Source organism: Parasphingorhabdus litoris DSM 22379 (assembly GCF_020906275.1).
GTDB lineage: Bacteria > Pseudomonadota > Alphaproteobacteria > Sphingomonadales > Sphingomonadaceae > Parasphingorhabdus > Parasphingorhabdus litoris.
Window position 1 is genome coordinate 964118 of sequence record NZ_CP086727.1, and the last position, 26619, is coordinate 990736.

General features: G+C 53.6%; 23 protein-coding genes. 12 read left to right on the forward strand and 11 right to left on the reverse strand.

What is annotated here, in order from left to right; translation table 11 throughout:
* Nucleotides 1–133 precede the first annotated feature (133 nt).
* Complete coding sequence (locus BS29_RS04780; RefSeq protein WP_407673774.1) at nt 134–793, forward strand: OmpW/AlkL family protein; 660 nt, start codon at nt 134–136, stop codon at nt 791–793.
* Nucleotides 794–1121: 328 nt separating this feature from the next.
* Here BS29_RS04780 and BS29_RS04785 read toward each other — a convergent pair whose 3' ends face one another.
* Nucleotides 1122–1550 (reverse strand): VOC family protein, encoded by a 429-nt coding sequence (locus BS29_RS04785; RefSeq protein WP_229956081.1) that lies wholly within the window; start codon nt 1548–1550, stop codon nt 1122–1124.
* Between the two features lie 71 nt (nt 1551–1621).
* Between BS29_RS04785 and BS29_RS04790 the strand changes: the two genes are divergently transcribed.
* Nucleotides 1622–2209: a TetR/AcrR family transcriptional regulator gene (locus BS29_RS04790; protein WP_229956082.1), complete on the forward strand. Its 588-nt coding sequence runs from the start codon at nt 1622–1624 to the stop codon at nt 2207–2209.
* Nucleotides 2210–2241: 32 nt separating this feature from the next.
* On the opposite strand, the gene BS29_RS04795 is transcribed toward BS29_RS04790, so the two are convergent.
* Entirely contained in the window at nt 2242–3237 is a 996-nt protein-coding gene (locus BS29_RS04795) for a tetratricopeptide repeat protein (RefSeq protein WP_229956083.1), read from the reverse strand.
* Nucleotides 3238–3564: 327 nt separating this feature from the next.
* Between BS29_RS04795 and BS29_RS04800 the strand changes: the two genes are divergently transcribed.
* The 6 genes from BS29_RS04800 (at nt 3565) to BS29_RS04825 (ending at nt 12918) form a co-directional block, all read left to right on the forward strand.
* Complete coding sequence (locus BS29_RS04800; RefSeq protein WP_229956945.1) at nt 3565–5967, forward strand: cyclic nucleotide-binding domain-containing protein; 2403 nt, start codon at nt 3565–3567, stop codon at nt 5965–5967.
* Entirely contained in the window at nt 5967–6848 is an 882-nt protein-coding gene (locus BS29_RS04805; RefSeq protein ID WP_229956084.1) for a hypothetical protein, read from the forward strand. The genes BS29_RS04800 and BS29_RS04805 overlap by 1 nt, the downstream gene beginning before the upstream one ends.
* Nucleotides 6849–6863: 15 nt before the next feature.
* Nucleotides 6864–8732: a cytochrome c3 family protein gene (locus BS29_RS04810; RefSeq protein ID WP_229956085.1), complete on the forward strand. Its 1869-nt coding sequence runs from the start codon at nt 6864–6866 to the stop codon at nt 8730–8732.
* A 54-nt stretch (nt 8733–8786) separates the two neighbouring features.
* Nucleotides 8787–9635, forward strand: coding sequence for a phosphodiesterase (locus BS29_RS04815; RefSeq protein ID WP_229956086.1), 849 nt, complete (start codon nt 8787–8789; stop codon nt 9633–9635).
* 120 nt (nt 9636–9755) lie between these two features.
* Entirely contained in the window at nt 9756–10493 is a 738-nt protein-coding gene (locus BS29_RS04820; protein ID WP_229956087.1) for an enoyl-CoA hydratase/isomerase family protein, read from the forward strand.
* A gap of 184 nt (nt 10494–10677) precedes the next feature.
* The gene (locus BS29_RS04825; RefSeq protein ID WP_229956088.1) at nt 10678–12918 is read left to right on the forward strand and encodes a M3 family metallopeptidase; all 2241 of its coding nucleotides are present in this window, start codon (nt 10678–10680) and stop codon (nt 12916–12918) included.
* Between the two features lie 72 nt (nt 12919–12990).
* Here the strand turns inward: BS29_RS04825 and BS29_RS04830 are convergent, their stop codons facing one another.
* On the reverse strand, nt 12991–13683 hold the full coding sequence (locus BS29_RS04830; protein ID WP_229956089.1) for an outer membrane protein: 693 nt from the start codon (nt 13681–13683) through the stop codon (nt 12991–12993).
* A 346-nt stretch (nt 13684–14029) separates the two neighbouring features.
* Here BS29_RS04830 and BS29_RS04835 point away from each other — a divergent pair, with 346 nt between their 5' ends.
* From BS29_RS04835 to BS29_RS04845, 3 genes are all read left to right on the forward strand, one after another.
* Nucleotides 14030–14938: a haloalkane dehalogenase gene (locus BS29_RS04835; protein ID WP_229956090.1), complete on the forward strand. Its 909-nt coding sequence runs from the start codon at nt 14030–14032 to the stop codon at nt 14936–14938.
* A gap of 59 nt (nt 14939–14997) precedes the next feature.
* The gene (locus tag BS29_RS04840) at nt 14998–15681 is read left to right on the forward strand and encodes a LytR/AlgR family response regulator transcription factor (RefSeq protein ID WP_229956091.1); all 684 of its coding nucleotides are present in this window, start codon (nt 14998–15000) and stop codon (nt 15679–15681) included.
* A gap of 102 nt (nt 15682–15783) precedes the next feature.
* Nucleotides 15784–16893 carry an alpha/beta hydrolase family protein gene (locus BS29_RS04845; protein ID WP_229956092.1) on the forward strand — a complete coding sequence of 370 codons (1110 nt, stop codon included), beginning with the start codon at nt 15784–15786 and terminating at the stop codon, nt 16891–16893.
* A gap of 14 nt (nt 16894–16907) precedes the next feature.
* Here the strand turns inward: BS29_RS04845 and BS29_RS04850 are convergent, their stop codons facing one another.
* The 3 genes from BS29_RS04850 to BS29_RS04860 all read right to left on the reverse strand — a co-directional run bounded on the left by BS29_RS04850 (nt 16908) and on the right by BS29_RS04860 (nt 19080).
* Nucleotides 16908–17189: a hypothetical protein gene (locus BS29_RS04850; protein ID WP_229956093.1), complete on the reverse strand. Its 282-nt coding sequence runs from the start codon at nt 17187–17189 to the stop codon at nt 16908–16910.
* Between the two features lie 259 nt (nt 17190–17448).
* The gene (locus BS29_RS04855; RefSeq protein ID WP_229956094.1) at nt 17449–18285 is read right to left on the reverse strand and encodes a S1/P1 nuclease; all 837 of its coding nucleotides are present in this window, start codon (nt 18283–18285) and stop codon (nt 17449–17451) included.
* A 72-nt stretch (nt 18286–18357) separates the two neighbouring features.
* Nucleotides 18358–19080, reverse strand: coding sequence for a COG3904 family protein (locus tag BS29_RS04860; protein ID WP_229956095.1), 723 nt, complete (start codon nt 19078–19080; stop codon nt 18358–18360).
* A 193-nt stretch (nt 19081–19273) separates the two neighbouring features.
* Between BS29_RS04860 and BS29_RS04865 the strand changes: the two genes are divergently transcribed.
* Nucleotides 19274–20320, forward strand: a complete 1047-nt coding sequence (locus tag BS29_RS04865; RefSeq protein ID WP_229956096.1) for a hypothetical protein — start codon at nt 19274–19276, stop codon at nt 20318–20320.
* Nucleotides 20321–20330: 10 nt separating this feature from the next.
* On the opposite strand, the gene BS29_RS04870 is transcribed toward BS29_RS04865, so the two are convergent.
* The 5 genes from BS29_RS04870 to BS29_RS04890 form a co-directional block, all read right to left on the reverse strand.
* Entirely contained in the window at nt 20331–21935 is a 1605-nt protein-coding gene (locus BS29_RS04870) for a GMC family oxidoreductase (protein ID WP_229956097.1), read from the reverse strand.
* Nucleotides 21869–22822 (reverse strand): sterol desaturase family protein, encoded by a 954-nt coding sequence (locus BS29_RS04875; protein ID WP_229956098.1) that lies wholly within the window; start codon nt 22820–22822, stop codon nt 21869–21871. The genes BS29_RS04870 and BS29_RS04875 overlap by 67 nt, the downstream gene beginning before the upstream one ends.
* Before the next feature lie 41 nt (nt 22823–22863).
* Nucleotides 22864–23415 (reverse strand): TIGR01244 family sulfur transferase, encoded by a 552-nt coding sequence (locus BS29_RS04880; protein ID WP_326838494.1) that lies wholly within the window; start codon nt 23413–23415, stop codon nt 22864–22866.
* On the reverse strand, nt 23412–25199 hold the full coding sequence (gene recQ / locus BS29_RS04885; protein ID WP_229956099.1) for a DNA helicase RecQ: 1788 nt from the start codon (nt 25197–25199) through the stop codon (nt 23412–23414). The genes BS29_RS04880 and recQ overlap by 4 nt, the downstream gene beginning before the upstream one ends.
* Nucleotides 25200–25288: 89 nt before the next feature.
* Nucleotides 25289–26572, reverse strand: coding sequence for a spinster family MFS transporter (locus BS29_RS04890; RefSeq protein ID WP_229956100.1), 1284 nt, complete (start codon nt 26570–26572; stop codon nt 25289–25291).
* Nucleotides 26573–26619 lie beyond the last annotated feature (47 nt).

A 26619-nucleotide genomic window follows, 5' to 3' on the forward strand; every position in this document is an offset into this window, starting at 1 on the left:
ACAGAAGAAATACCAAAAACGGTCTGCATTTGACCCAGATCAAAAATATTGTTGCGATGGATCAATGCGGCTCCTTCCTGCTCTTCCTAACCATCATTGGGAACCAAGTAAGAAGGATTTTCCAATGCGTAAAATGACAAAGTTTCTTGCCCTTGCTGCGGTTTCGGGCACGGCCATTACTTCTGTGCCGGCCTTTGCCGAGCAAGGCGATATTTTGGTGCGTGTCCGTGCCATCAACGTGATGCCAAGCGAGGAAAGCAGCTCAATCCTGCCTGCCTTCCCCGGTGAGCAGGTAAGCGTCGATAACAGCCCTGCGCCGGAAGTGGATATCACTTATATGGCGACCGACAATATCGGCTTTGAGCTGATTGCCGCGACCACCAAGCATAGCGCCAGCGGTGTCACCGGTACTACTGGAAGTATCGGGCGTCTGGCATCCACTTGGGTGTTGCCGCCAACCCTGACAGCGCAATATCATTTTGCCCCTGATGCCGCGATCCGGCCTTATATCGGGGCCGGCATCAACTACACGATGTTCTACAGTGAGAATGCGAGCGATGCCTTGGAAGCCGCCGTTGGTGAAACGGATGTCAGCCTGAAGAGCAGTTTCGGATACGCACTGCAGGCGGGTTTTGATATTCCGATCAATGACCGGTTTTCGCTGAATTTCGACGTCAAATATCTCGATATCGATACAACGGCGACCCTGCGTACAACTGATGCGGGGACGCAGCGTGTAAAGATCGATCTCGATCCGATCGTGGTCGGCGTTGGCTTAGGTATCAAGCTATAGGAATGAACTAGAACTATAGCTTCAGGGGGAGTGATCACGCGAAGACGCGAAAGCCGCCGAGGAGGGACAACTCAGCCGCTTGGCGTCTTTGCGTGATTATTTTGATCGTTGGTATTTTAAATCCAAAAGCATCCCGGCCAATATATCGGTCGGGATGCTTTTTTCGCGCTGGGACCCGGATTTCGCTGCCAATTAGGCAGCAGAAGCTGTCATGATTCCGGGAACAAATGTCAAAATGGTCACGGTTGCAATCAGTGCATACATGACAGCGCATAATCGGCTTTGACTGGTCATTGGCTTTTCCTTTGGTTGGCACAAAGTAGCGATATCAAGCGGCGATGGCTGATGGATCGGTATAATTGGCGAGATGGTCATCCGACGGTTCAATCGGTTTGATAATATCGATCAAAATTCCCGAATTATCGTGGGTGATGAAATGGCGCTGGCCGAATTCTTCATCTTGCAGTGGTTTGAGAATAGGCATGTTGGCTTGTTGGGCCCGATCAAACCAGGCATCGGGATCTTCAACTTCGAAATTCAAAATCAACCCTCTGGTTTCCTGGCGCATAGGCTCGGGGATCGTTTCATGATCAAATTGCAGGATCGCGAGATTGACGCCGGGATCTTCTTCGGATTGCAGGTGCACGTACCAATCGCTGTCGAACACGGCTTTGAACCGCAAGTTATCAATATAGAATTTCGCGCTCTCTTGAACGTCGGTCACCTGGATAACGGGATAATAGCTGGTCGTTTTCATTTGCTTCACCTCTCATTTTTCAATACATACAGTTTGTATGTTTAATGACAGGTAACAAACAGGCTGTATGTATGCAAGAGAAAAAGGCGATATCCAACGCTAAGCGCACGGAAAAGACCCGCAAACTATTGATAAAAGCTGGAAAGAAATTATTTGTCGAAAAGGGTTTCGCCGCCACATCGACCCCTGAGATTGTTAAAGCAGCGGGTGTGACTCGCGGGGCACTCTACCATCATTTTTCGGATAAGAAGGATCTGTTTCGCGCTGTGGTGGAACAGGATTGCGAAGCAGTGGGTATCGAGATTAATCGCGAATCCGAAGACGCTGACAGCTTGATTGATATGCTGAAAACAGGGTCCAGCGCCTTTGTGAAAGCGATTACTTCACAAGGCCGTGCGCGAACCATTTTGATCGAAGGGCCATCTGTTCTTGGTCAAAAAGAGCTTCTGGAAATTGAAGATCAATTTACGCGCCTGTCATTGCGTCAGGGGCTGGAATCGGCACTCAAACATAGAGCAATAAAGCCATTGGCTCTGCAACCGCTGGTTGAGCTGGTTAGTTCCATGCTCGATGGGGCAGCTCTTAAAGTGGAAGCGGGGTTTGATTTTGAAGAAATTGAACCAATTGTGCACGCATTTATCGACGGGCTTGCCGAATAGAAAAGGTGCGCATTGCCGCCGCTGCCTCTAGCCTATCCGCCAATGCCCAAAGCCGATGCGGCTTCGCGGATACGCTTCGCTTCTGCACCGTCATTCTTGAAAGCTTCCAGCCCGTCAGCCCGCGCTTTTTCCGCCTTGGCAGTCTGTCCCAATTGCATGCGGCTGCGCATCAGCATGATCCAGCCATTGGCGTCATTGGGGTTGGATTGCAGCCGTTTGTCGAGGCCATCCACCATATTGGCGATCATTGCTTCCTGTTGACCAGCGGGCAGGGCGGCGGCGGCCTGCATCTGTTCGCGGCTGGGGCCGGGAATAGCGGCTGTCGCGACCTGCGGGCCGTCGGTGGAGATCCCGCCTGTGGGAGCCGCAGGCGTAATTTTTGCTAGACGGGCGGCGACGTCGATATTTTCTTTCTCGGCCACTTGTCCGATCACACGCCGAATGTCAGCGGCATAGGGGGCATCGGCGGGCGTATCTTCGAGCAGTGCAAACCAGTCGTTAATCGCGCCTTGATGGTCGCCGGAAATGTCCTTTTGCACCGCCAGGAAATAACGCGCGCGAGGATCGCTTTTATCCAGTGCCACTGCCTTCTTGAAAGCATCTGCGGCGTCATCTGGCACCTGTTGACCATCGCTGGCCATGACCAGCGCTTCCCCTAGCATCGACCAATATTCGGGATTTTTGGGATCGAGCGTCGTCGCCCGTTTCATGGCTGTAGCGGATTCAGCAAATTTCTGGGTTTCGAAATAGCTCCAACCGAGCATGCGCCAGCTTTCCGCGTCCTCGGGATCATCCTGCAGCTTTTTCTCAAGCCCCGCGATCACTTCGTTGACGCTCGGGGCCTGTTCGGTTTCACCAGTCGCGACTTCGGCCCCGTTGTCGCTGCCAGACGTTTCGCCATCCATGCTGCGATAGATTTGCACACCCACCGCACCGATTGCCAATATGGCAGCGAAGATCAGCGCGATGCGGCTGATATTGGTTCCGCCATTCTTGGCTGGTTTTGTTGCCGCTTCTGGTTCGCTCATCTGTAAAACTCACTTCTCAACTGGTGCGACCCGGTTGTTCCTTTTTTCATTGTCGCGAACTGGCTGGCTTTGACAAGTCATTTGTTGGTGATGGTCGATTGAGACCAAAGCGGATCAGCTTGTGATATTTTCCACTGGCATATCAAAAGCTTTTTGATAAGATGCTCGCAAGTAAAGTCTTTTGGGGTCGCGCTAAAGCCGAAAAAGATTGCTGCATTGGTCTGTAAAAACGCATGAGGGAGCGTTGGGCCAAGACAGCGCAGAGGGGGAAGATAGCGCGTGGCTGACAAGTTTCGAGTGGTGATCGTGGGATCAGGGCCAGCGGGCATGAGTGCCGCGGGTCGTGCTGCACAATTGAAACTGAAACATGTGCTGCTGGAAAAGACCGATCATCTTTCCGACACCATCTTCAAATATCAAAAAGGCAAGCATGTCATGGCGACGCCGAGCCAGCTGGTGCTGCGTTCGGATATGGATTTTGACGCCGGCAAGCGTGAGGCGATCCTGGAAATCTGGGACAAGCAAACCGAGGCTTGCGGTGTCAATGTGCAGTATAATGCTGAACCGGTAAAGATCGAAGGGGAAGAAGGAAACTTCACCATCACCCTGAAAAACGGGGATAAAGTTTTGGCGGAAACGATTGTCATGGCGATCGGAACGCAGGGCAACCCCAACCTGATGCGTTGTCCCGGTGGTGATAACAAGCTGGTGCAATATCAGCTGGATGATCCGGGTGAATATTATGACGAGCATATCACCGTTATCGGTTCTGGCGATGCCGGAATAGAAAATGCTCTCGGCCTCGCGGCCGATGCCGCGCAAAATAATATTGTCACGATCCTCAATCGCTCACCGGAATTTGCGCGTGCGAAAAAGGCGAATGTGAAGCTGCTGATGGAAGCAGGCGAGCAGGGCAAAGTCGATGTCCGTACCGAAACAACCCCGGCGGAAGTCAAGGATGGTGAGCTGGTGCTCGAAACCCGCGATGGTCAGGAAACAATCAAGTGCGATCGCATCATCGCGCGCATGGGATCCGCCCCGCCGCGCAAATTTGTCGAGGAATGCGGGATCGAGTTTACCAGCGAAGATCGCGAGGCTTATCCCAAGCTGACGCCCGCTTTTGAAAGCACCAAGAAGGGCATTTATGTTATCGGCGCGCTGGCCGGATATCCGCTGATCAAGCACTGCATGAACCAGGGCTATGATGTCATTGAATTTATCAACGGCAACAAAGACCTGAAGCCTGCCGATGAACCGATCCTCGAAAAGAAATTTGCTGACCTGCCTGGAGGCAAGTCGGTCGATGAATGGCTCGAATTTTTCCGGGAGCGGGTCACTATTCTCAACGAACTATCCTCGCTACAGATGCGTGAGTTCATGCTCGACAGCGAACCACGCCGCTATCGTCGCGGCGAAGTGATCTTCGAGAAAAACGAGCCGGGGTCGTCCTTGTTCGCCATTGCCGAAGGATCGGTGGCGGTCGAGATTGATCCCGATGATCCGTCGATCACCGTGCCGATTGAAGAGGGATCAATCTTCGGCGAGGTTGGCTTGATTTCAGGTCGCCGCCGTGGTGCCACCATCAACGCGGCGGAAGACCTGATCGTCGTAGAGATTTCCCGCACCGCCGCATTGAAACTGCAGGCCTCGGTACCGGCTGCCAAGCGCGCCATCACGCGCATCTCCACGGAACGACAGTTGCTGCAGATGTTCGGATCCGGCCTGACGAAAGAGGATATATCCGAGGTCGTCGATACCAGCGAAATCATGAATGTCAGAGCCGGCGAAGCGATTATCGAGGAAGGTAGCGAAGGCAATGACATCTACGTCATTCGGGTCGGGTCGATGGTGGTGGAAAAGGAAATTGGCGGTAAGCCGGTTTTCCTGTCCTACCTGCCAGCGGGTTCCTATGTCGGGGAAATGACCCTGATCGCGGGCGGTATGCGCACCGCAACGGTGAAAGCGGCGATCAAGTCGGAAGTGATCAAAATCAATGGCGATGCGTTCAAGAAGGTGCTCGACAAGCACCCTGACCTGATGCGCAAGGCCAAGCAGGAAATGGCCTCTCGTCAGGATGTGAATGCCTTTGTCGAAGCCAAGAAAGACAGCTTCTCCGGCGTCGTCGATATGTATTCCGGCGTTGCCAATTTCCTGGTCGACAATGGTATTGGCGAAGCAACCGATGTGCTGCTGATCGATGAAAACCTCTGTGTGGGCTGTGACAATTGCGAGAAAGCCTGCGCCGACAGCCATGAAGGCCTGTCCCGTCTCGACCGGGAAGCAGGCCGGACCTATGCGCATCTACACGTGCCGACCAGCTGTCGCCACTGCGAGCATCCGCATTGCATGTCCGATTGTCCGCCTGATGCGATCCACCGTGGCCCGGACGGAGAGGTCTTCATCGACGACACCTGCATTGGTTGCGGCAATTGCCAGCGCTACTGCCCTTATGGCGTGATCCGCATGGACAAGGTGCCGCCGAAGAAACCCAGCTTGCTCAGCTGGCTGTTCTTCGGGAAGGGGCCGGGGCCCGGCGAGCCTGACAAGCAATGGGCTGCGGAAAATAGCGATCCCGATGTCGAGAAACCCAAGAAAGCGATTAAATGTGACATGTGCGCCGGTATCAACGGCGGCCCCGCCTGTGTCCGCGCCTGTCCAACGGGGGCCGCCATCCGCGTGGCACCAGAGGAATTCCTCACCGTCGCCAAGCTAGAGCAGGAGGACGCATAATGGCTTCTGTTCCTGTTCCCGGCGGCGTCTCCAAAAAGAAAGTCGCAATGCATGACGGCTTTCTCAAACATGCGGGTTATAAATGGCTGAAAATTGCCTCCTTCATCATGCTGTTATCGATTGTCAGCTATCTCTTCATCGACGTCTCGCCGCGTCATAATGGTGGCAGCTGGTATGGCTATACGCTTGGCACAATCGGAGCTGGCCTGATCCTGTGGCTGACCATGCTTGGTGTCCGCAAGCGCGCCATGACGGCCGGCAAATGGTCGCTAAAGGCTTGGACCTCGGCGCATATCTATCTCGGCCTCAGCCTGATCGTGATCGGTACATTGCATACGGGTTTCCAATTTGGCTGGAACATTCACACGGCGGCCTATGCCTTCATGATGATTGTGATCGTCTCCGGCATTGTCGGTATCTATTTTTACGCCACTATTCCGCAGGCGCTCTCGAACAATCGCGACGAAATGACCGAGACGCAGATGCTGGAAAGCCTGCGCTCGCTTGACCGGCAATTGCATGAAGCCGCGCAGCCCCTCTCGGCGGAGCATGCTGCCTTGGTGTTGCAATCGCTGGAACAGGATCCGTTCGGTGGTGGATTCCTGAAACGTGTGTCCGGAAAATATCCCAATTGCGCTACCCGCGCTGCGCAGGCTGATTTGCGGCGAGAACGCGCTTATCAGCCGCGCATGGGCGGCGATGATCCGCTCGACAAGGTCGATGCGCTGCTTCAGAAAAAGGAGGCAACGCTCGCCCGTGTTCGCCGCCATCTTCGGCTGAAAGCGCTGCTGCAGGTCTGGTTGTTCGTCCATGTGCCGATGACATTCGCACTGATCGCTTCGCTATCGGCGCATATCATTAGCGTTTTCTTTTACTGGTAGGCGGGAGATAGACTGATGACCTTTATCGTTCGCCAAATTGCTGTCACCGCTGATGGGCGTGAAATTATCCGTTCCAATCCGTTCACGGATGCTGAGATCGGGATCGGCCGCAACACGCAAAATGCGATTCATCTGCCTGACCTCGCCGTCAATCCGGACCATGCGGTCATTCGCCAGCTAGACGACGGCCAGATCGAAATTGAGAGCATTTCGGGCCAGAAATTCTCGGTCGATGGCCGGGACCAGATGTCCGCAACCATTGACCCCAGCGCAGGCGCTGAAGTCGGTTTTGGCGGCCATGTAATTGCGGTCAGTCATGACGAAGAAGGCGTAATACTGACCGTCAAACGGGTCGAAGCGCTTTCGGATTCTGCGCAAGAGCGAGACGAGGGCGCGCTCTACACATTGAAAGGCCTGCTGCCCGGGAAGCGGATCAGCGCATGGGGCTTTGTCGGGCTTATGCTTGCCGCGTTTCTGATCTGGCCGATCTATACTTGGGCTACTTATCGCGGTGTCGAAGAGCGGCCCGAAGGATTTCATGCCGACACCATGTGGTCATCCGGCGCTTTGAGTGACGCGCACCACAGTCTCGAAGGGGATTGTCAGGCTTGCCATGTCGATGCCTTTGTGACCGTGACAGACAAAACCTGCATGAACTGTCATGAAGATGACGCACATGATCATGCCAAAAAAGACCGATTGCTGACAGCCATGGGCGAACCGGAAGGTTTCGCAAAAGTCGGTGCCGCTTTTGCCTCTGCATTTAACAAGCCGCCTGGCAGGTGTGTCGAATGTCACACCGAGCACGAGGGTGCGGGTGCTATGGAACCTACCGCGCAAAAATTTTGCGCCGATTGTCACGAGGGAATGGACGCGCGTTTGACCGATACGAAGCTTGAAAATGCTGCTGATTTCGGGACGTCGCATCCGCAATTTCGCCCTGCTTTGTTGATTCAACCGGGTGGTAAAAATCCACCTCGCAAGCGGGTTTCGCTGGACGACAAGCCAACCGAATATAATGGCCTGAAATTCCCGCATGATATCCACATGTCCAAAACCGGCGGGGTCGCCCAGATGGGACGGCGACTGTCGGCAAAATTTGGTTTTGGCGATTCGCTGGTCTGTTCGGACTGTCATACGCCGGACTCGAACGGTGTCCGGTTTGAGCCAGTGGACATGGAAGAAGACTGCGCCATGTGCCACAGTCTCGCCTTCGAAGAGATCGGCAACACCATAAGAACTCTGCGCCACGGCGAGCCCGATATGGTGCGGGCGGACCTGCGCGCTTATTATCGCTCTACCGGCCCCTCGCGACCGATTAATCTTGGCGGTATGAAACGCCGCCGGCCAGGCGCCGGCAATGACAACCGTGTTGCCAGCGACTATGCGCGCGCCGTTCAGTTCCGGCCAAGCCGTGCCAATCTTGCCATTCAGCAAGTCTTTTCACGCGGCGGCGCCTGTTTCGATTGTCATGGAGTGACGCCGCCGACAGCACGCGGCCGGGTGGATTATGGAATCAAACCGGTAACCCAGACGGATCGTTATATGCACAAGGGCTGGTTCAGCCATGAAGCGCATAATGACGAGGATTGTACCAGTTGTCATGCCGCAACGACATCAAACGATGCGCGTGATTTGTTGCTGCCGGGAATTAAGACATGCCGTGAATGTCACGGCGGCGAGTTTCAGGAAGCCTCCGATGTGCCATCGACATGCGCGATGTGTCATGACTATCATGCCGATGATGGTGCGCCCTGGTTGATCAAGGAACAGCAAAAGGACAAACGGAAAAAGCCTGATACGGTGGCGAATGATAATCAGGCTATAAAGCCGTCGGACAAGCTGAAAGTGAAGATACGAAAGCAGAAAATTGCCAGTCGCTAGAGGCGACAATTGGAAGATGGTCGCTAGAGGCGACATGAAAGAGAGGAAGCGCCCATGATCTTGGCGCAGGTAACGGATATTCATCTGGGCTTTGACCCAGACAATCCGACGGAATTTAACCGCAAGCGCCTCGATCAGGCGCTCAAGGTTCTGTGCGAGATGACGCCGCGACCCGATGTGCTTCTCGCTACTGGAGATTTGGTCGATCGTGGGGATCAGGACAGTTACATGCGATTGGAAGAGGCTTTCGCCGATTTGCCCTTTCCGGTTTATATGTGTCTGGGTAATCATGATTTGCGGGCACCTTTTCAGAAGCAATTTCCCGATGTGCCGACAGCTGATGGCTTTGTGCAATATGAAATAGATGATGGGCCATTGCGCTTGTTGTTCCTCGATACGCTCGAAGAGGGGCGGCATGGTGGGGCGTTTTGCGATGTCCGGGCGCAGTGGCTGACCGATCGATTGGCTGAAAAGCAGGATAAGCCGACATTGCTGATCATGCATCATCCTCCGGTTGAATCCGGCATCGCATGGATGAACACCGATCCGCGTGAACCTTGGGTGTCGACGCTGGCCGATACTATTGCTGGCCATGATCAAGTTAAAGGCATGATCACGGGGCATCTGCACCGTAACATCTCCACCTCTTTTGAAGGTACAAGCCTGTCGATCTGTGCCTCTACCGCACCGCAGGTGGCGTTTGACCTCGAACCGATTGACCCGGAAAATCCTGATGGTCGGAACATGATCGTCGCCGATCCGCCCGCCATTGCGCTACATTGGTGGAACGGCAAGCAACTGGTTAGCCATTTCGAGACAGCGGAGGAGCATGTGATGCTGGCGCGCTATGACGAGAACTTGCAACCTCTGGTAAGGGCCTTATTGGCGGAGCGGCCGGAATAGTTAAAACTGGCGCGAGGATCAATCTTCTCTATTTCGACTATCCATTTTTGCATTGGCAAAACACGACACAATCACCCATGATACCGGCTGATCTTATAGTTTGTCTGACGGAGGTTTGCTGTGACGGAACTGGTAACGCGCGACGATAAAGACGGACTGGCAATCCTGACATTGAACCGGCCGGACAAGCTCAACAGCCTGACCGTCAGTCTGTTCAAGCAATTGCGTCAGCATATCTCGGATATCCGCAGGGATGATACAATCGGCTGCGTCATTCTGCGCGGTGCCGGAAAATGCTTTTCAGCGGGTCATGATCTTAATGATATATCGGAAGGCGAGGAGGTGCCGTCGCGTGGCTGGCATTCGGAAACCTTGCGGATGATGGAAAAACTGCCAAAGCCGGTAATCGCGGCGGTTCACAGTCATTGTTATACAGGCGCGCTGGAAGTGGCACTGGCTGCTGACTTCATCGTCGCAGCGGACAATACCAAATTTGGTGATACTCATGCAAAATGGGCGCTGACTCCCATCTGGGGCATGAGCCAGCGTTTGCCGCGCCGGGTTGGAATAGCCACGGCCAAAAAATTGATGTTCACCTGCGAAACAGTGCTGGCTGATGAAGCATTGCGAATTGGGCTGACCGAACAGGTTTTTCCGGTCGCTGATTTTGAAGCCGAAACCGAGGCATTGGCCCGGCGAATATTGGAGAATTCTGCCTTTTCCCATGCTGCGAACAAACGCTTGCTCGAGGCAACGGATGCCGACCCGCTGGACGCTGGTTTGCAATGGGAAGTGATGGAGAACGAAGGCACCGGACCTGATATGCAGGACCGGATCAACGCATTTGTAAAGAAATAGGGTAAGCCGCCGCAAAGCTGTGTCGTTCATCGATGGCTAAGCGCCGTTTGTCTAAAACATAATTTCAAACGCAACCTTTTTGCCTTTGATGCGCGGTTAATGTAACGGGGTATCAAGCGCACAGGAGCGTAGAATTTTGTGTCCTTAACAGGGGCGACATATCCTATCTATTGGAGAGACATAAATGCGATTTTCAGTTTCCAGCCGTAAATTTTTCCTTGGCGTGTCTACCGCCGCCTTATTGGGTATTGGTGGCAGTCCGGCAATGGCCGAACAAACCACAGCTGAACTCAATCGGATGAGCGCAAACGGAAATAGCGGTATGAAGAAAACATCGGACGATGCGGCTGAAAACACGATCCTGCAGGAATGGACCGGCCCTTATGACGGCGTACCCCCATGGGATGAAGTGAAAGTCTCAGATTTTCCCGGCGCATTCCAAGCGTTGATGGACGAAGGCAAGAAGGAGGCTGACGCCATCCTGGCAAAACCCGAATCAGCGACATTCGACAATTTCATGGTGCCCTGGGAACTGGCCGGTTCAAAGGCCAACGAAGTGTTCGCACTTTGGGGTGTGCATTCCAGTAATCTCTCCAGTGAAGAGGTCCGCAAAGTTCAAGGCGAGTGGTTGCCGAAAATCTCAGCCTTTTACAATGAGATCCAACTTGATCCGCGCCTCTTCAAGAAGACTAAGGAGGTCTATGACAGTCTTGAAACGTCTGGTCTGGACGCACAGCAGAAGCGACTAGTCACACGCCAATATGAATCGCTGGTGCGCAATGGCGCGGAACTGGAAGGCGCAGACAAGCAAGAACTGATCCGCCTCAATACCGAATTATCCAAGGCGTTTAACGAGTTTTCGAACAAGGTCCTCGCGGATGAAGAAACCTATATTTACCTGACCGACGAGGCCGAGCTGGCCGGGCTGCCAGACAGCTTCATCGCTTCGATCCGGGCCGCGGCACAGGCACAGGAAAAGGAAGGCTGGGCACTCAAAAATACCCGTTCCGTGATGCAGCCTTTCCTGCAAAACTCGACCCGCCGTGACCTGCGCGAGAAGGTCTATATGGCCTATATTAATCGCGGTGATAATGGCGATGCGAACGATACCAACATGACGATCGCCAAGATCCTCAAGCTGCGCGCCGATCGCGCCAAGCTGCTCGGCTTTGACAGCCATGCGCATTACCGCATGGCCGACACCATGGCACAGACGCCCGATACCGCGATGGAGTTGATGATGAAGGTTTGGCCTGCCGCTGTTGGCCGGGTGAAGGAAGAAGTCGCCGACATGCAGGAAGTTGCCGATGCAGAGGGCGCTGGCATCACCATCGAGCCGTGGGATTATCGTTTCTATGCGGAAAAGGTTCGCAAGGCGAAATATGATCTCGATGAAGCGGAGATCAAACCCTATTTCAAGCTCGACAATATGGTCGATGCAATGTTCGACATGGCCAACAAGCTCTATGGCATGACCTTCACCGAAAATACCGGCACGGTGCCAGTGTTCGAGCCGCAGGTTCGCACGTTCGAAGTGAAGCGCGGCGACAAGTTGATCGGCGTTTTCTATCTCGACAATTTCGCGCGTGAGGGTAAACGGTCCGGCGCATGGATGACGACTTATCGAAGCCAATATAGTCTCGGTGGTAAAAACCGCTATATCTTCGCCTCGAACAACAATAATTTCGTGCCGGGTGGCGACGGGAAGCCGACGCTGATCAGCCTGGATGATGCGACCACGCTGTTCCATGAATTCGGCCATGCATTGCATTATTTCAACTATGACATCACCTATCCAGGCTTTGGCGGCACGCCGCGGGATTTCGTGGAATATCCTAGCCAGGTGCACGAAAATTGGCTGCTGACGCGCCATATTCTGGACAATTATGCCAAGCATGTCGAAACCGGCGAGCCAATGCCGCAGGAATTGGTCGACAAGATCGAAAAGTCCAAAACCTTCAACGAAGGCTTTTCAACGGTGGAATATCTATCCAGCGCGATTGTCGACATGAAGCTGCACAACCGGGCAGAACCGATTACCGATCCGGATGCGTTTGAGCGCGAGACGCTGACAGAAATCGGCATGCCACGAGAGATCGTCATGCGTCACCGCCTGCCGCAGTTCAATCACCTCTTCTCATCCGACGCCTATTCGGCCGGCTATTACAGCTATCTCTGGTCAGAGACGATGGATGCGGACACCTGGGCGGCGTTCGAGGAAGCCGGTAATGTCTGGGATCCGGAAGTGGCCGAGCGTTATCGCTCGATCATCCTCGCGACCGGTAATGAAACCGACCGCAAGGAAGCTTACCGCAAATTCCGTGGCCGTGATCCAGAGGTGAAATATATCCTCAAAAAACGTGGCTTCCCGGTTCCGGACGAAACGGCTAGCGTCACTGGCGGAGAGACCGCTGGTAACGATTAAGCCTGGGCCAGAAACAAAAAAGGCGCGCTAACCAATGGGCTAGCGCGCCTTTTCTTTGATCGTCGCTATTAACTAGAAACGAATACCGACGCCGGCCAGAACCTGATGTCGGTCCAGATCGATACCGATCTCACTGTTGTCATTGAACAGTTCGTCATCGAATTTCAGGCCGCTATAATTGGAATAACGATATTCCAGTTTCACATAGCCCGGGCCGACTAGCTGTTCGATGCCGGCACCCACACGAAAACCATCGATCGACTGGGTATCATCAAATACGAAATCGAAACCATCGTCTTCAATCCGATCCTGGAACCGGGATTCCACGCTCGTATTGGTGTAGCCACCTTTGGCGTAGAGCAAGGTGCGCGGGGCCACCTGGGCACCAATACGGGCGCCGAGATAAATGTCCCGCTTCACATTGATCCGGTAGCCAAATGGTGCGGCAATATCTTCGTCTGTTTCCTGCTTTCCGGTCGAGTCCATTAACTCACCTTCAATGCCGAAAATGACTGACCCTAGATCGAAATCATAACCAATGGCGCCGCCATAGGCGAAGCCATCGACGGATTGATCCAAGTCATTATCTTCGAAAATACCGTCATTATCGGTGTCGATATCGACATCGCTGCCGGAGCGCAGTTGGTCATAACCACCGATTATTTCGATGCGGGGACCGGAAAAGGGGGATTTTTCCTGAGCCTGAGCGGCCGCAGGAAGTATGATGCTGCCTGCGAGGAGGGAGACTATTAAGGGGGATTTCATTTTTTACTCCAATTACTATTCAAACAAATCCGCAGAAACATGCTGCGGACAACACTATGTTCAACTTTTGAACAAGCGCTGGATGCTCAAATTGGGCTGAACGGCAGATGACAGCTGTCCGCCGTTCGTCGCAAATCTAAATAAATGTAAAGTCGAGGCAAATCTGTTGCATTTCGGCCATAGGATGGTGGTCTGTCGCTAGAAACGCGCGGGTCACCCGCCTCCAAACGTTCTGCGTTTCATCTGTCGCAAATCTGCGAAATCACGCTGCAATAATGCGTCCTTGACCGAACGGCTATGTGCTGACAGGTTTCGAATCAAAACCCGAAGAGAGGATATCCCAACTATGACCGTCAACGCTGTCCGCACGCCCGATGAACGTTTCGCCGATATTCCTGACTTTGATTATCCGGTTCATTATGCAGAGGATTTACCAGGCTACGGAGGGCTACGCGCGGCATGGATTGATGAAGGATCCAAAGATGCCGATCGCACCTTTCTATGCCTGCATGGCGAGCCAAGCTGGTCGTTTCTCTATCGCCGGATGATCCCGGTTTTTCTGGAAAGCGGCGCGCGGGTTGTTGCACCGGACTTTTTCGGTTTTGGCCGGTCCGACAAGCCGACGGAATTAGATGATTACACATTCGATTTTCACCGCAATTATATTCTAGCGCTGGTCGAACGGTTGGATCTGCAGAATATCACCTTGGTGGTGCAGGATTGGGGTGGGCTTATTGGTCTGACCCTGCCGGTCGATGAGAAATTTAAAGGGCGATTGTCGCGTCTGATTGTTATGAACACTGGGCTTGGCCTTGGCCGTACGCCCGGTGATGGTTTTAACGCGTGGAAGGAGTTTGCGCTAAATACGCCGGAGTTCAAGACGGGACAGATAATTGCCAGCGGCACGCCGCATCTGACCGAACAGGAGATCGCTGCCTATGATGCACCATTCCCGGATCCCACATATCAGGCCGGCGCACGCAAATTTCCAGCGCTGGTTCCGGTGTCGCCAGAAATGGACGGCGTTGAAGTCAGCACCCAGGCCGCTGTCTTTTGGAAAGACGAGTGGCAAGGAAAAAGTTTCATGGCCATTGGCGATTCCGACCCTGTTCTTGGTCCGCCCGCGATGCTCAAATTGCAAAAGCTGATCAACGGCTGCCCCGATCCGATGATGATCGAAGGCGGAGGCCATTTTGTGCAGGAATGGGGAGAGCCCATTGCCCGCGCCGCACTGGAGGCTTTTGACGATATCTAGTCAATTACCGGTGATCCTGATACAAATGACGCGGTAACAGGCAAAGGAACGAAGCTTTGTTGAGCGATAGTTTGGACAGGATCTTCATTCGCCCCCTGACGGCCTCGCAGGTGCTGCTGATAGCGGTCGCTCTCACCCTAGCTTCGTCTGTTTATTGCGTGATCTATACAACGCTGGCTGGCCGGGGAGAACCCTTGATCGAGGGGATTATCTGGGCAGGACTGAACATTGTCCCGTGGCTGATATGCTTTGAAGTAGCAAAACGATTGAGCTCTTGGCCCGTTCAGTTGGGTATCATTGTTATCGTCGCCGTGGGCATGTCTTCTCTGGATACGCTGATATATGACAGCACCATCATGTTTGAGCTCACCAGACGGCTACCTGGTGCGGCAATTATCGGCGGCATGCTGATACTGTCCTGGATATTAAAGCGCCTTGCCTCTGATCATGCGGTAGCCAAGAAACTGGTTTCTACAAACGAACTTCCCCTGCTTGTCGATCAGATCGGGTGGGTAGTAGCGGCCGGCAATTATGTTGAATTGCATGGATCGGGTCCACCGATACTGCACCGGATGTCCATATCCGCGATGGAGGAGCTTTTAGCTGCCCATGATTTTGTTCGTATCCACCGATCCGTTCTGGTGCGGCGTCAGAATATCCAAGGATTAACGGGCAATATTCTCACCCTTGATAATGGCCAGACTTTCAAAATCGGCAACCGTTACCGTTGGGCCTTGCAGTAGGAGCCTTGCGCGCAAAAATTTCGTCCCTTCGTCACATCACCCTTTCTGGGCCGCGTTGGGCGTCCTTATTATTTGCTCTCCTCACGAAAGAGCATGAAAGGGATGATGATGCGTCGAATGTTGACAGGGTTGATCCTCGCGGTGGCCATGGCCGGAGCCAATCCAGATAGTCTGAAAGCCGAAACGCGCGTGACCGGTGACTTGCCGGTGACATCAGATGTCGCGTTGGAACAGACGGACGGGCTGGAAACCGAATATGGTGTGATCACAACAAGCGAGGGGCTGCGCCTACGCAGCGTTGTCACGCGCCCAGAAGGGACCGCTGAACGGCTCCCGGCCATATTTGTGACCCAATGGGTTTCCTGCGACAGCATAGTCTTTCCTGAAGGACGCGATACGCAATTGCGATTGCTGGCGCAGCGATCCGGTATGGTTATGATCCGCGTCGAGCGTTCGGGTACCGGTGACAGCGAAGGCCCCGGATGTGACAAGCTCGACTATGACACCGAAGTCCGTCACTATCGCGAGGCTTTGGTTCAGGCCAAGCAGCATTCCTGGGTTGATCCGCAGCGGGTGGTCATTCTGGGCAGCAGTCTGGGATCAACCACAGCGCCTCTGGTTGCTCAGAATAACGATGTCGCTGGCGTGATCGTGCAGGGCGGTGGCGCGGTGACGTATCTGGAGCGGATGATCCATTTCGAACGTCTCTATGTCGAGCGTTCCGGCGTTGTAAAACCAGAAGATATTCATCCTGAAATGGTCCAGCGGATTGCGTTTCTGCAGCATTATCTAATCGGTCAGAAAACACCGGAAGAGGTTGCATCAGCCAATCCCGATTTGGCGGACGTCTGGCAGAAAATCCGCGGGACTGATCCCGAAAACCACTACGGCCGCCCTTTTGCTTGGCATTGGCAAGCGGCTGAAAAAAACTTTCTCGCAGCCTGGCTATCGCTGGACGTACCGGTGATGGTTGCTTTTGGCGAATATGAGCAATTTGAAAGCCGCCACGGCCACCGGATGATTGTCGATATGATAAATCGAAAATCTCCCGGCACAGCACTATGGCTGGAAATCAAACAGGCCGACCATGGACTGGCGCTATATCCCGATGCTTATTCCGCTTATGCTTATGAAAACGGTGCCACCGCCCATCAACTCTATGTTGCCCCCGTCAGCCAATGGCTGCAGCACGTCGTAGGTTTAGCGAAATAGAAGGCGAGAGCCGGTTAGGCGGCCATTGCGGTCTTGCTGAAGCTTTCGGTAAAGCGTGGTTCCATAGGTTGGCTTGAGACAATCGCCAGTGGCAATGCCGTTTCACAATGGGCGCATTCGGCGCTAAACCGGCCAACATGCCAGTGCGATTTACCGCAGCCAGGGCAGCGATTGACGATGTCGAGGTGATACATGGGTTGGTATCCACGCTGGACGACTTCAGCTTCGGCTGGGGTTATCGATTCAGCCGCTTTTTTGCGAGGCTGGTTAACGAATGACTTAGGGGACAAATACATCGTTCTTCCTTCTCTTTATTGCCAAAATTATTACGCATGAAACTACGATTGGTTACTGAATTGACGGTGAACCGTTTTTTTCCGTCGATGAAAAGATAGAGGTTCACATGGATGTAGATAGGATTTTTCCGCCATTTCGCCGTGACATTGCGCACAGGGGGTGGCAAGTCGTTGAAACAAAGCGGAAAAAACTGTTAAAAAAAAGTTACGAAAAACTGCCAAATATTGACAGACATCCTTAAAAAATCGTTAAAATTGACTAGTTTAGCGACTCTTCGAGCAAGCGAGCGAGTCGCAGACCGGCCCGCTCGATCTGGAGTCGCGTGACCGGGATGAGCGCTTTTATCTCATCATTGTCTACCTTGCCCCGGCGTGTAAGCTTCGGCCCGCAAGCGGATTGGTCTTCGGCCGCGGGATAGCTATAATCGCGAGCGATCTGCCAGGCTTGCAATGCCCAAAAGTCTGTAGTTCCAAAGGACTTATCGGATTTTTCTTCCGCGCTATACTGGCGCACCATTTCTGGCCCATCGGTAATAGCGCGTTCCGCCAGCGGTCCGTCCCACAGCCAATGAAGGTTCATCCGGCCCCGTATGATTCCATAAGCCGCACGAACATCATTACCGCCGCGATCACTACGATCTCCACTGTGCAGGGGCATGTGCATATCCCCGACGAAATGGACCAAAAAGGTTAACGCTTCGAGCCGGATATGGGCTGGCAGTGATTTGTCCTTTAACAAAGCTGCATTGCGATCAATCTGTGCCGATACGCAATTGCCATTGCGGCAGGCGCTTTTCAGATCAAACGGCTTGCAGATATCGACATTCTGATAGTGCCATGGGCTTGTATAACCCCAGCGCAAACGGTCGCGCCGTATGCAATCCGGCCAGACGCTGGCGTCTCCGATATTCTTGAGATCACATTGTGGGGTACCGAGTAAGTCAGCGGATTGAAACAGCTGGTTCATTCGAGACTTGGTCGTGGGATCGACATTGGCCTCTGCAATGCCAGCGATCGTCCGATGGGCATAGCTGGCCCAAGCCATAGCTGGACTTGGAGCAAGGAGAAGAGCGAGCAGGAAAAGTCTTTTGAGCATGAAAAGGGAGTGCTCCGTTTAGATTACAGTATCGTGTAAGACAGGCCGGCTAAATTGCCAGATCAGCGATCTTCATTCTACATTTGCGACATTATATTTGATGGCTTCCTCTTTGGTGAGGCAGCGGCGGGTGGATTGATCAGAACCCTCAGTTTTTATGGCCTTTTGTTTATACATAATATCGGTAAGCAATTTGCGTGATACGCCCATTCGGATCAGGAAATCATTATCCTCGGTCGCCAGCAGAGCGCTTTCCTGTTCGACTTCGCCAATAAGTTCCACCGTGGAATCCGTACCCATTTCTATGCTGTAATTAATCGCGTTGCGATCACCGGTCATAGTGAACATGTGCACCATGAACCCCCCGTCGGCCTCAATAATTCGCGCACGGCCACCCATGAAGACAAAGTTGCAGGCGCTGAAACAGGTCCAGCCAGCAGGTATGCGAGTGATCATCAATCCGCCCACTTCACGGATGATGCGCCCCGCTTCATTACCAGCACGAGCATGACCACCTGGGGAACGTAACCAGATTTCAGAAATGTCCGGGTTGTCAGAAAGAACCTTTTTCAGCCTGTCTGGCAGATCAACATCTACTACCCCTTCGGCGAGCAGAACTTTTGTACCACTCTTTTCCACGGGTGTGAGAACCATCTCCTTATTGCTCGTCCAATTGGGTTTGGCAGGACAAGTAGGATTATCCGGATCCATTGCCAAAGCAGTTTCCGGTGCTGCATTTCCTGGGACAGCCAGCGTTGCTGTCAGCAATATCAATGATTTGGATAACTTGTTCATGATTATTCTCTCTGCCGACTGCTCTTCTTTCATAGGCTAATATGAAATTTCTCTCAAGAAGTGCGATATTTCACAGACAGGATGAAAAAGCAGCGTAGATTGCCTGTTATCCGTCAATGCAAAGGCTGCCAGTTAGGCCAAACTTGCGATTGGGGCGGTTTAGAGCTAGCAATTTTGGAAGGGAGGCAATCAGATGACAATAGAAGTGCGGAGCGTATGTCATGCGCTGATCGCGGTTTCCCTGCTGGCCAGTGTGGGATCGCCGGCTTTTTCGCAGGAACAGGACACACAGCAGGTCGATCGCGCCTATGTTGCTCCGGTCATAACTGAACCAGATCTTCCAGAATTGCCGGCAACACCTGTGCTGAGCCGGGATGGTTATCCTGATTGCCGGGAGGATTTTCAAAAATTTGACGCGCCATTTGACAAGGCGGAAGATACTAATCGCTGTACGGTCTTGCTTGATCGCTATTATGCAGAGGTGCTCACACCGTTTCGTCAGCGCATGATTGATCACCAGAATGAAATATCCAAAATTTATACCGATAAAGTCGCGGGCAAGATGGAATTTACGGCCAAAAGCCGTGATCAATTTTATACTGACATGCGCCGGGAACATGCCGCATCTGATCCTGATGGTGCCAATTTGGCGGACTATCGGGCGCTTGAGACGCGTTACCAAGAGGACCGGGCCTATTTGCAGGATCGCTTCTGTTTCAATACCGGCTGCGGCGGCTATGCCGTTCCCGAATATGTCGTGAAAGAAGACAAATCCGATAAGGGAGAGAAAGACGGCAAGGTAAAAAGTGCCAAGAGGTCCAAAGGACCGCAAAAATGCAAAAAGGCCAAGAAACGCGGCGGTTTGCTTGGTGGTATTCTGGGCGGTGTTGCGGGCAATGCGGCCGGCCTTGGCAAGATTGGAACGCTAATTTCGAGTGGTGTCGGGGCTGTGCTGGTCAGCGAAATTGCTTGCCAGCTGACCGAAGACGAGCAGAAAGAAGCGGCAGAAGCAACGGTTGAGGTGACGAAGAAAGAAGAAGTTGGCGCGACCGCAACTTGGAAAAGCCCAACGCGGGCGGGCGTATCGGGTTCATCAACGGTCACGGCGCTCAACACAGAGCCCAATGGCCGTAAATGCCTGAACATCACTGACGTCGCGATCATTGACGGTCAGGAAACCCGCGTGTCGAAACGTATGTGCCGTGGGCAGGACGAAGAGGGCTATACGATCCTCGCGTAGCCCACGGTTATTAAGCTAGATCAGCCTTGATAAAGTCTGCAGCTCGTTCGCCAATCATGATACTGGGGGCATTGGTGTTGCCGCTGACGATCTCCGGCATGATCGATGCATCGGCAATGTAGAGCCCGTCCAGGCCCTTAAATTTCAGGCGATTATCAACCACAGCATGATCATCACTACCCATTCGGCAGGTGCCGACGGGGTGATAGACAGTATCCGCACGCTCTCGGATAAGCGCATCGAGTGCTTCGTCATTGCTCATGTCTATAGGGTGGCGATTAGTGGGTTTGAAATCGGTCAGCGGCGGCGCTTCCATGATCCGCTGCATGTGCCGGACACCCGCGCGTAACGTTGCGATATCGCGATCATCGTCGAGGAAATTGGGATCAATTGCTGGCGGTGCCTTTGGATCGGTCGAACCCAGCCGCACCGTGCCTTTGCTATACGGACGCAATACGCAGGCATGGCAGCTAAAGCCATGACCCTTCACCTTTTCTCGACCATGATCTTCCAATACGGCCGGTACAAAATGATATTGGATATCGGGCGCCGGCACATCGGGACTGGAGCTCCAGAACCCGCCGGCCTCGGCATAGGGTGTGGTCATGATACCCGTCCGTTTCATCCGGTGTTCGATTATCGCTTTGCCCATTCGGACAGTTCCCTGCAGCGAGTCACCGATCAGTTCCTTGGACTCGGTCATATAGCCGGAGACAAAATCGATATGGTCTTTCAGGTTCGCTCCGACTTCGGGTTTGTCGGCCACGACCGCCACCCCTTTTTCGTTGAGATGTTCTGCGGGGCCGATGCCCGATAGTTGCAGGATATGGGGCGATCCAAAGGCGCCCGCCGAAAGGACAACAGCTCCCTTGGCGGAGAGGGTTTCTCGCCCGAAACCGCGTTTGATCTGGACGCCGGTCACGCGGCCATTTTCGACGATCAGCTTCTCGACCAGGGATTTGGTTTTGATGTCCAGATTCTGCCTGCTACGGCCCGGCTCGACATAGGCGCGCGCGGCAGACCAGCGCTCGCCGCCTTTCTGGGTGACCTGATAGACGCCCATGCCTTCCTGCTCGGCGCCGTTAAAGTCATCGCGGATCGGCAGCTGTAAGTTGCGCGCAGCTTCGACAAAGGCGACGCTTCCGGGGTTCAGCCATTTTTGATCGGACACGGATAGGGGGCCGTCTCCACCATGATAGTCATCGCCGCCTCGCTCGTTACCTTCAGATTTCTTGAAATAGGGCAGGACATCATCATAGCTCCAGCCATCGCAATCATGGCCTCCTTCTGATTCCGGGGCAGCCCAATTGTCATAATCCCATTTGTTGCCGCGAATATAGACCATTGCATTGATCGCGCTGGAACCGCCGAGGCCACGTCCACGGGGTTGATAACCTGTGCGGCCATTCAGGCCCTTTTGCGGTACGGTGTCAAATCGCCAGTTCGCGTTTTTCAGCAAAAAGGGCATCATTCCCGGCGTCTTAACGAGGAAATTGTTATTGTTGCCACCGGCCTCGATCAGGCAGACCGACCGCTTGCCATCTTCGCTCAGCCGTCCGGCAACTGCGCTGCCTGCTGATCCTCCGCCGATGACGATGATGTCATATTCTGCCATGCTGTTCTCTCCTGCTTTGCCCAGCGCGCCCTTATGGTTTCACTGCTTTCTCTGGAGCCATCATGGCTCCAGCCGGGCGGTTTTATCAGATAGTTTAACTTGTAGCGCCAAGGTGCCGACCATAGATCCTTAGTCATGCCAACCCACTCGTGAAAGGCGGCCCAAAGGACATTGTAGCTGTTCAGATTTTTGATGATGCCATATCGGATTTTCTCATCATCCCGTTCTTCTTCAAATGTACCGAACATTTTGTCCCAGATGATAAAAATCCCGGCATAGTTCCTGTCGAGATAGCGCGGATTGGTCGCATGGTGGACCCGGTGATGAGACGGGGTGTTCATCACCGCCTCAAACCAACGCGGCATGCGGCTGATTGCCTCGGTATGGATCCAATATTGATAGAGCAGGTTCACGCCGCCAACAAAGGCGATCATTGCCGGGTGAAAACCGATCAGAAACATCGGCAGCGAAAATATCCAGGTCAGCGCAAAGGTGCTGGTCCACGGCTGACGCAAAGCGGTTGAGAGATTATAGTGTTCGCTGCTGTGATGATTGACATGCGCCGCCCAAACCCAGCGGATACGATGCGCACCGCGGTGGAAAACGTAATAGAAGAAATCATCGACAAATAGAGCCAATATCCAGGCCCACCAGGTGAACGGGATATCGAATAGGCGAAATTGATAAACCCAATATATCACGGCTACGGCCAGCCCGCCGGTTAATAAGCCAGCGACCACGCTGCCGGTCCCCAATGTCAGGGATGTCGCCATGTCTTTGACATCATATTTAATGTCATCGCGATAGCGGCTCATGAAAAATTCGAGCGCCACCGTTACGATAAAAAACGGAATCGCATAAAGGGTTGGATCGGGAAGGCTTTCCATGCCTTCCTATTTACACCGCTGTCAGCAACTGTCCAGCAGGATTAGTTGGTACTGCCTGCCAATGCATCAACCATCGCGCGGATCGGCGTGATGTCATAACCAGCATTGCCAGCTAACCGCGCAATTTCGTCTGGCGATACGCCCTGCTTGGCCTGAGCCAATGACCATAGCAAAGTCGACCGTGTCCCGGATCGGCAATAAGCGAGCGTCTTTCCTTCGGTGCCATCAAGAGCAGAGATCATTGCATCGACTTGCGGCGCGGAAAAGCCGCTATGGGTGATCGGGATAGCGATATAGTCGATCCCGGCGGCCTTAGCAGCGGCCTCGATTTCGGCACTCTGCGGAGCGGTGGGCTCTTCGCCATCCGGGCGATTGTTGACGATCAAGCTCACGCCTTCGGCCTTGGCGGTCGCAATATCTTCCAAGCTGATTTGTGGCGAGACACTGACTTTATCGTTTATTTTCCGGAACATGCTTTCAACCTTTTCTACAGGAACAGAGGAATTTTCTTCTGCGAAGCTGCTGGAATATGCCAACACTGCGCCACCGAGCATCAACGTGCAACCGGTCAATGATGCGACGATCATCTTCATACGCTTTCCTCCTGTGCTTCGGATAATTCTCTTATCACATTCAGGAAGTCTTCCCCATATTTTTCGAGCTTGGCTGCTCCGATTCCGGGTAGTTCAGCAAGTGCTGACAGGCTGCGTGGTTTAAATCCAGTCATGTCGCGCAGCACGCTGTCATGGAAAATCACATAGGGCGGAACGCCTTGTTCCTTGGCGAGTTCCATGCGTTTGGCGCGCAGGGCATCGAACAATGGATCACCCACTGGGTTGGGAGAAGAACCGCTGCGGCGTTTCTTGCGTTCGCGTTTGGGTGGTTCGACAATGGCAACCTCGGCCTCACCCTTCAAAATTGCACGCGCCTCTGGACCAAACATCAAGCCACCATGTTCGGTATTACGCAGTGCATCACGCAGCAGCAGGGATCGCGAAACCGGTTTGATCAGCGGCGCTTCCTCGGTATCGACAATGTCGAAAACGGAGAGTTGATCATGTCCGCGCGAGAGGACCTTGTCCTCCTGCCGTCCGGTGAGCACGGCTTCCAAATGGCCCACGCCAAAACTCTGGCCCGTGCGATAGACAGCAGATAGAAATTTGCGCGCCAGTTCGGTGACGTTTCGGGTGATCGGTGCGTTCAGGCAATTATCGCAATTGCCACAGCTTTGTGGTGGCTCTTCACCAAAATGTTTGAGCAATATCGCCCGTCGACATCCCGCTGCTTCCACCAGACCGCCTAACGCGGCAAGCCTTGTACGCTCGCTATTGAGGCGCTGTTCGTCAACTTCTGTCAGTCGTTGTCGTGCTTTGGCAAAATCCTCTGCGCCCCAGAACATATGAGCTTCTGCCGGATCGCCATCGCGGCCAGCGCGCCCGGTTTCCTGATAATAGGCTTCAATCGATTTGGGCAGGCCAGCGTGAGCAACAAAGCGGACATCGGGCTTGTCGATCCCCATCCCGAACGCAATGGTTGCAACCATCACCATGTCTTCTGAAGCCACAAAATCGGCCTGATTGCGCTGCCTGACTTCAGGGGGAAGGCCAGCATGATAGGCACGAGCGCTGCGGCCAGTCTTGGCAATTTGATCCGCTAGCTTCTCGGTCGCATTGCGAGTTGGCGCATAGATGATGCCCGGGCCGGACAAACGCTCGACCAGATCAGCAATCTGCCGGGTCAGCCCCTTGCGCGGTGAAATACTGTAGCGAATATTGGGCCGGTCAAAACCGGCGATGATCAGGCCATCTTGTTCGATACCAAGCTGTACCAAAATATCATCGCGCGTATGTTTGTCTGCAGTGGCAGTCAACGCGAGGCGCGGGACATCGGCGAAATGATCGAGCAAGGGTCGCAGCAGCCGGTAATCGGGCCGAAAATCATGTCCCCATTCTGATACACAATGCGCTTCATCAATCGCGAAGAGGGAAATTCTCGTCTGTTCGAGCAGGTTCCTGAAATGCTCGCCCGATGCCCGTTCCGGCGCGGCATAGAGCAGATCGAGTTCGCCCGCCTTTAACCGCGCTATAGTCTCTGCGCGATTATCATCGGCCGAAGTGAGCGTTGCGGCGCGGATGCCGACCGCCTCGGCGCTGCGCAATTGGTCATGCATCAAAGCGATCAGCGGCGAGATGACAACGACGGTGCCATCACTGGCTATGGCGGGCAGTTGATAGCATAGCGACTTGCCCGCACCGGTCGGCATCACCGCGAGCGTGTTCTGGCGCTCCATCACCCGCGTGAGAACCTGATCCTGGACACCGCGAAACGCGGTAAATCCAAAGGTCGATTTCAGCAGCGGTAGGAGATTCTCGAGCATCCGGCTTTCCTACCCAGCGGATTGGCGAAGTGAAACCGTTAAAGTGGAAATGACCGATTTTGTTGGCGGGACTATATTGGCAGAGAAGATCAGTGTGGCATGGAACGGGTTGCGCGCCAGAAATGAAAGCCGGCCCAGATATTGAAAAACGCCAGAATCGCAAGGGCACGTTGCAAGGCCGCTGCCTCGCCGAGTTCGCTGACAAACATGTCCGACAACATACCGACAAATACCGGGCCAACGCCCAAACCAATAATGCCAGCGATAAGCAGATAAATCGCGACGGCCATAGCGCGGGTTTCGTCGCTGGCCAGCTTTTGCAACGCTGCGAAATTGGGCCCGTAGTAAAAGGTCGCTGCGAATGTCGGGATGGCTAATAATATCACCGCCATATTGGCGCTTGGTCCATATATCGCCCAGATCATGCCGGGAGTGGCAACCACCATGACCATAGCAGCCACCAGCAGCGGCAGCGTCGGGCGCAACTTGCCAAAATAATCACCGGCCCGGCCCCCCAGCCATGCACCGAACCCGCCCGAAAGACCGACCATGACACCGAGTTTCCAACCCAGTTCGCCATAGCCAATGCCATGCACCCGAACGAACAGGCCGCCGTAAAAGCTTGCCAGGCCATAGGAAACAAATTGCACCAGCACGCCAGCGGCAACCAAATGCCAATAAGCCGGCTTGGACGACAATTCGATCAATGCTTCTTTCAGGCTGGTTCTGTTCGGGTCAGGCTTAAAAGCAGCCGCTAAAGATACATTCCCGCGCGGATCGGGAACCGTGAACCAGATGATTACAGCTATGATGATCCCCGGCAGTCCGGCTATCAAGAAAGCGACGCGCCAGCTGAAATTTTCGGCCACCCAACCTCCGCCGGCATAGGCAATAAATGCACCGATCGGCACTGACATACCCAATATGCCTAGTGCTCCAGCGCGGCGTTCCGGCGGAAACAGATCGGCGATCAGCGAATGAGACGCTGGCGCAGAACCTGCCTCACCGATGCCGACACCCACACGGGCTAGAAACAGTTGGACAAAATTTGCAGCGAGGCCGCATGCGACAGTCATGGCAGACCAGATGGCGATGGCAATGGCGATGATCCGGCTGCGGTTCCACTTGTCGGCCAATGCGGCGACCGGTATGGCTAGAGTGGTGTAGAAAATGGCGAAAGATAGCCCGGTCATTAAGCCAATTTGGGTGTCGCTTAGGCCCAAATCGCGTTTCACAGGTTCTGCCAAAATGGAAATGATCTGACGATCGAGAAAGTTGAGCATCGTTACGATGAACAATACACCCAGAACATAGTTTGGATAGCGACTGGATGTCGATATGCGAGTTCCTGCGGTAGTATCAAGGCCAGCCATGGCCTCTTCTCTCATGTTGCTACAGGGCGGCATACCCTTTCTTTAGC

Coding starts and splice junctions, on each gene's coding strand:
- BS29_RS04790 (WP_229956082.1), top strand. CDS start 1,622: ATGCAAGAGAAAAAGGCGATATCCAACGCTAAGCGCACGGAAAAGACC.
- BS29_RS04780 (WP_407673774.1), top strand. CDS start 134: ATGACAAAGTTTCTTGCCCTTGCTGCGGTTTCGGGCACGGCCATTACT.
- BS29_RS04805 (WP_229956084.1), top strand. CDS start 5,967: ATGGCTTCTGTTCCTGTTCCCGGCGGCGTCTCCAAAAAGAAAGTCGCA.
- BS29_RS04850 (WP_229956093.1), bottom strand. CDS start 17,189: ATGTATTTGTCCCCTAAGTCATTCGTTAACCAGCCTCGCAAAAAAGCG.
- BS29_RS04870 (WP_229956097.1), bottom strand. CDS start 21,935: ATGGCAGAATATGACATCATCGTCATCGGCGGAGGATCAGCAGGCAGC.
- BS29_RS04835 (WP_229956090.1), top strand. CDS start 14,030: ATGACCGTCAACGCTGTCCGCACGCCCGATGAACGTTTCGCCGATATT.
- BS29_RS04785 (WP_229956081.1), bottom strand. CDS start 1,550: ATGAAAACGACCAGCTATTATCCCGTTATCCAGGTGACCGACGTTCAA.
- recQ (WP_229956099.1), bottom strand. CDS start 25,199: ATGCTCGAGAATCTCCTACCGCTGCTGAAATCGACCTTTGGATTTACC.
- BS29_RS04865 (WP_229956096.1), top strand. CDS start 19,274: ATGACAATAGAAGTGCGGAGCGTATGTCATGCGCTGATCGCGGTTTCC.
- BS29_RS04890 (WP_229956100.1), bottom strand. CDS start 26,572: ATGGCTGGCCTTGATACTACCGCAGGAACTCGCATATCGACATCCAGT.
- BS29_RS04880 (WP_326838494.1), bottom strand. CDS start 23,415: ATGAAGATGATCGTCGCATCATTGACCGGTTGCACGTTGATGCTCGGT.
- BS29_RS04860 (WP_229956095.1), bottom strand. CDS start 19,080: ATGAACAAGTTATCCAAATCATTGATATTGCTGACAGCAACGCTGGCT.
- BS29_RS04830 (WP_229956089.1), bottom strand. CDS start 13,683: ATGAAATCCCCCTTAATAGTCTCCCTCCTCGCAGGCAGCATCATACTT.
- BS29_RS04800 (WP_229956945.1), top strand. CDS start 3,565: ATGAGTGCCGCGGGTCGTGCTGCACAATTGAAACTGAAACATGTGCTG.
- BS29_RS04815 (WP_229956086.1), top strand. CDS start 8,787: ATGATCTTGGCGCAGGTAACGGATATTCATCTGGGCTTTGACCCAGAC.
- BS29_RS04855 (WP_229956094.1), bottom strand. CDS start 18,285: ATGCTCAAAAGACTTTTCCTGCTCGCTCTTCTCCTTGCTCCAAGTCCA.
- BS29_RS04825 (WP_229956088.1), top strand. CDS start 10,678: ATGCGATTTTCAGTTTCCAGCCGTAAATTTTTCCTTGGCGTGTCTACC.
- BS29_RS04875 (WP_229956098.1), bottom strand. CDS start 22,822: ATGGAAAGCCTTCCCGATCCAACCCTTTATGCGATTCCGTTTTTTATC.
- BS29_RS04845 (WP_229956092.1), top strand. CDS start 15,784: ATGATGATGCGTCGAATGTTGACAGGGTTGATCCTCGCGGTGGCCATG.
- BS29_RS04810 (WP_229956085.1), top strand. CDS start 6,864: ATGACCTTTATCGTTCGCCAAATTGCTGTCACCGCTGATGGGCGTGAA.
- BS29_RS04795 (WP_229956083.1), bottom strand. CDS start 3,237: ATGAGCGAACCAGAAGCGGCAACAAAACCAGCCAAGAATGGCGGAACC.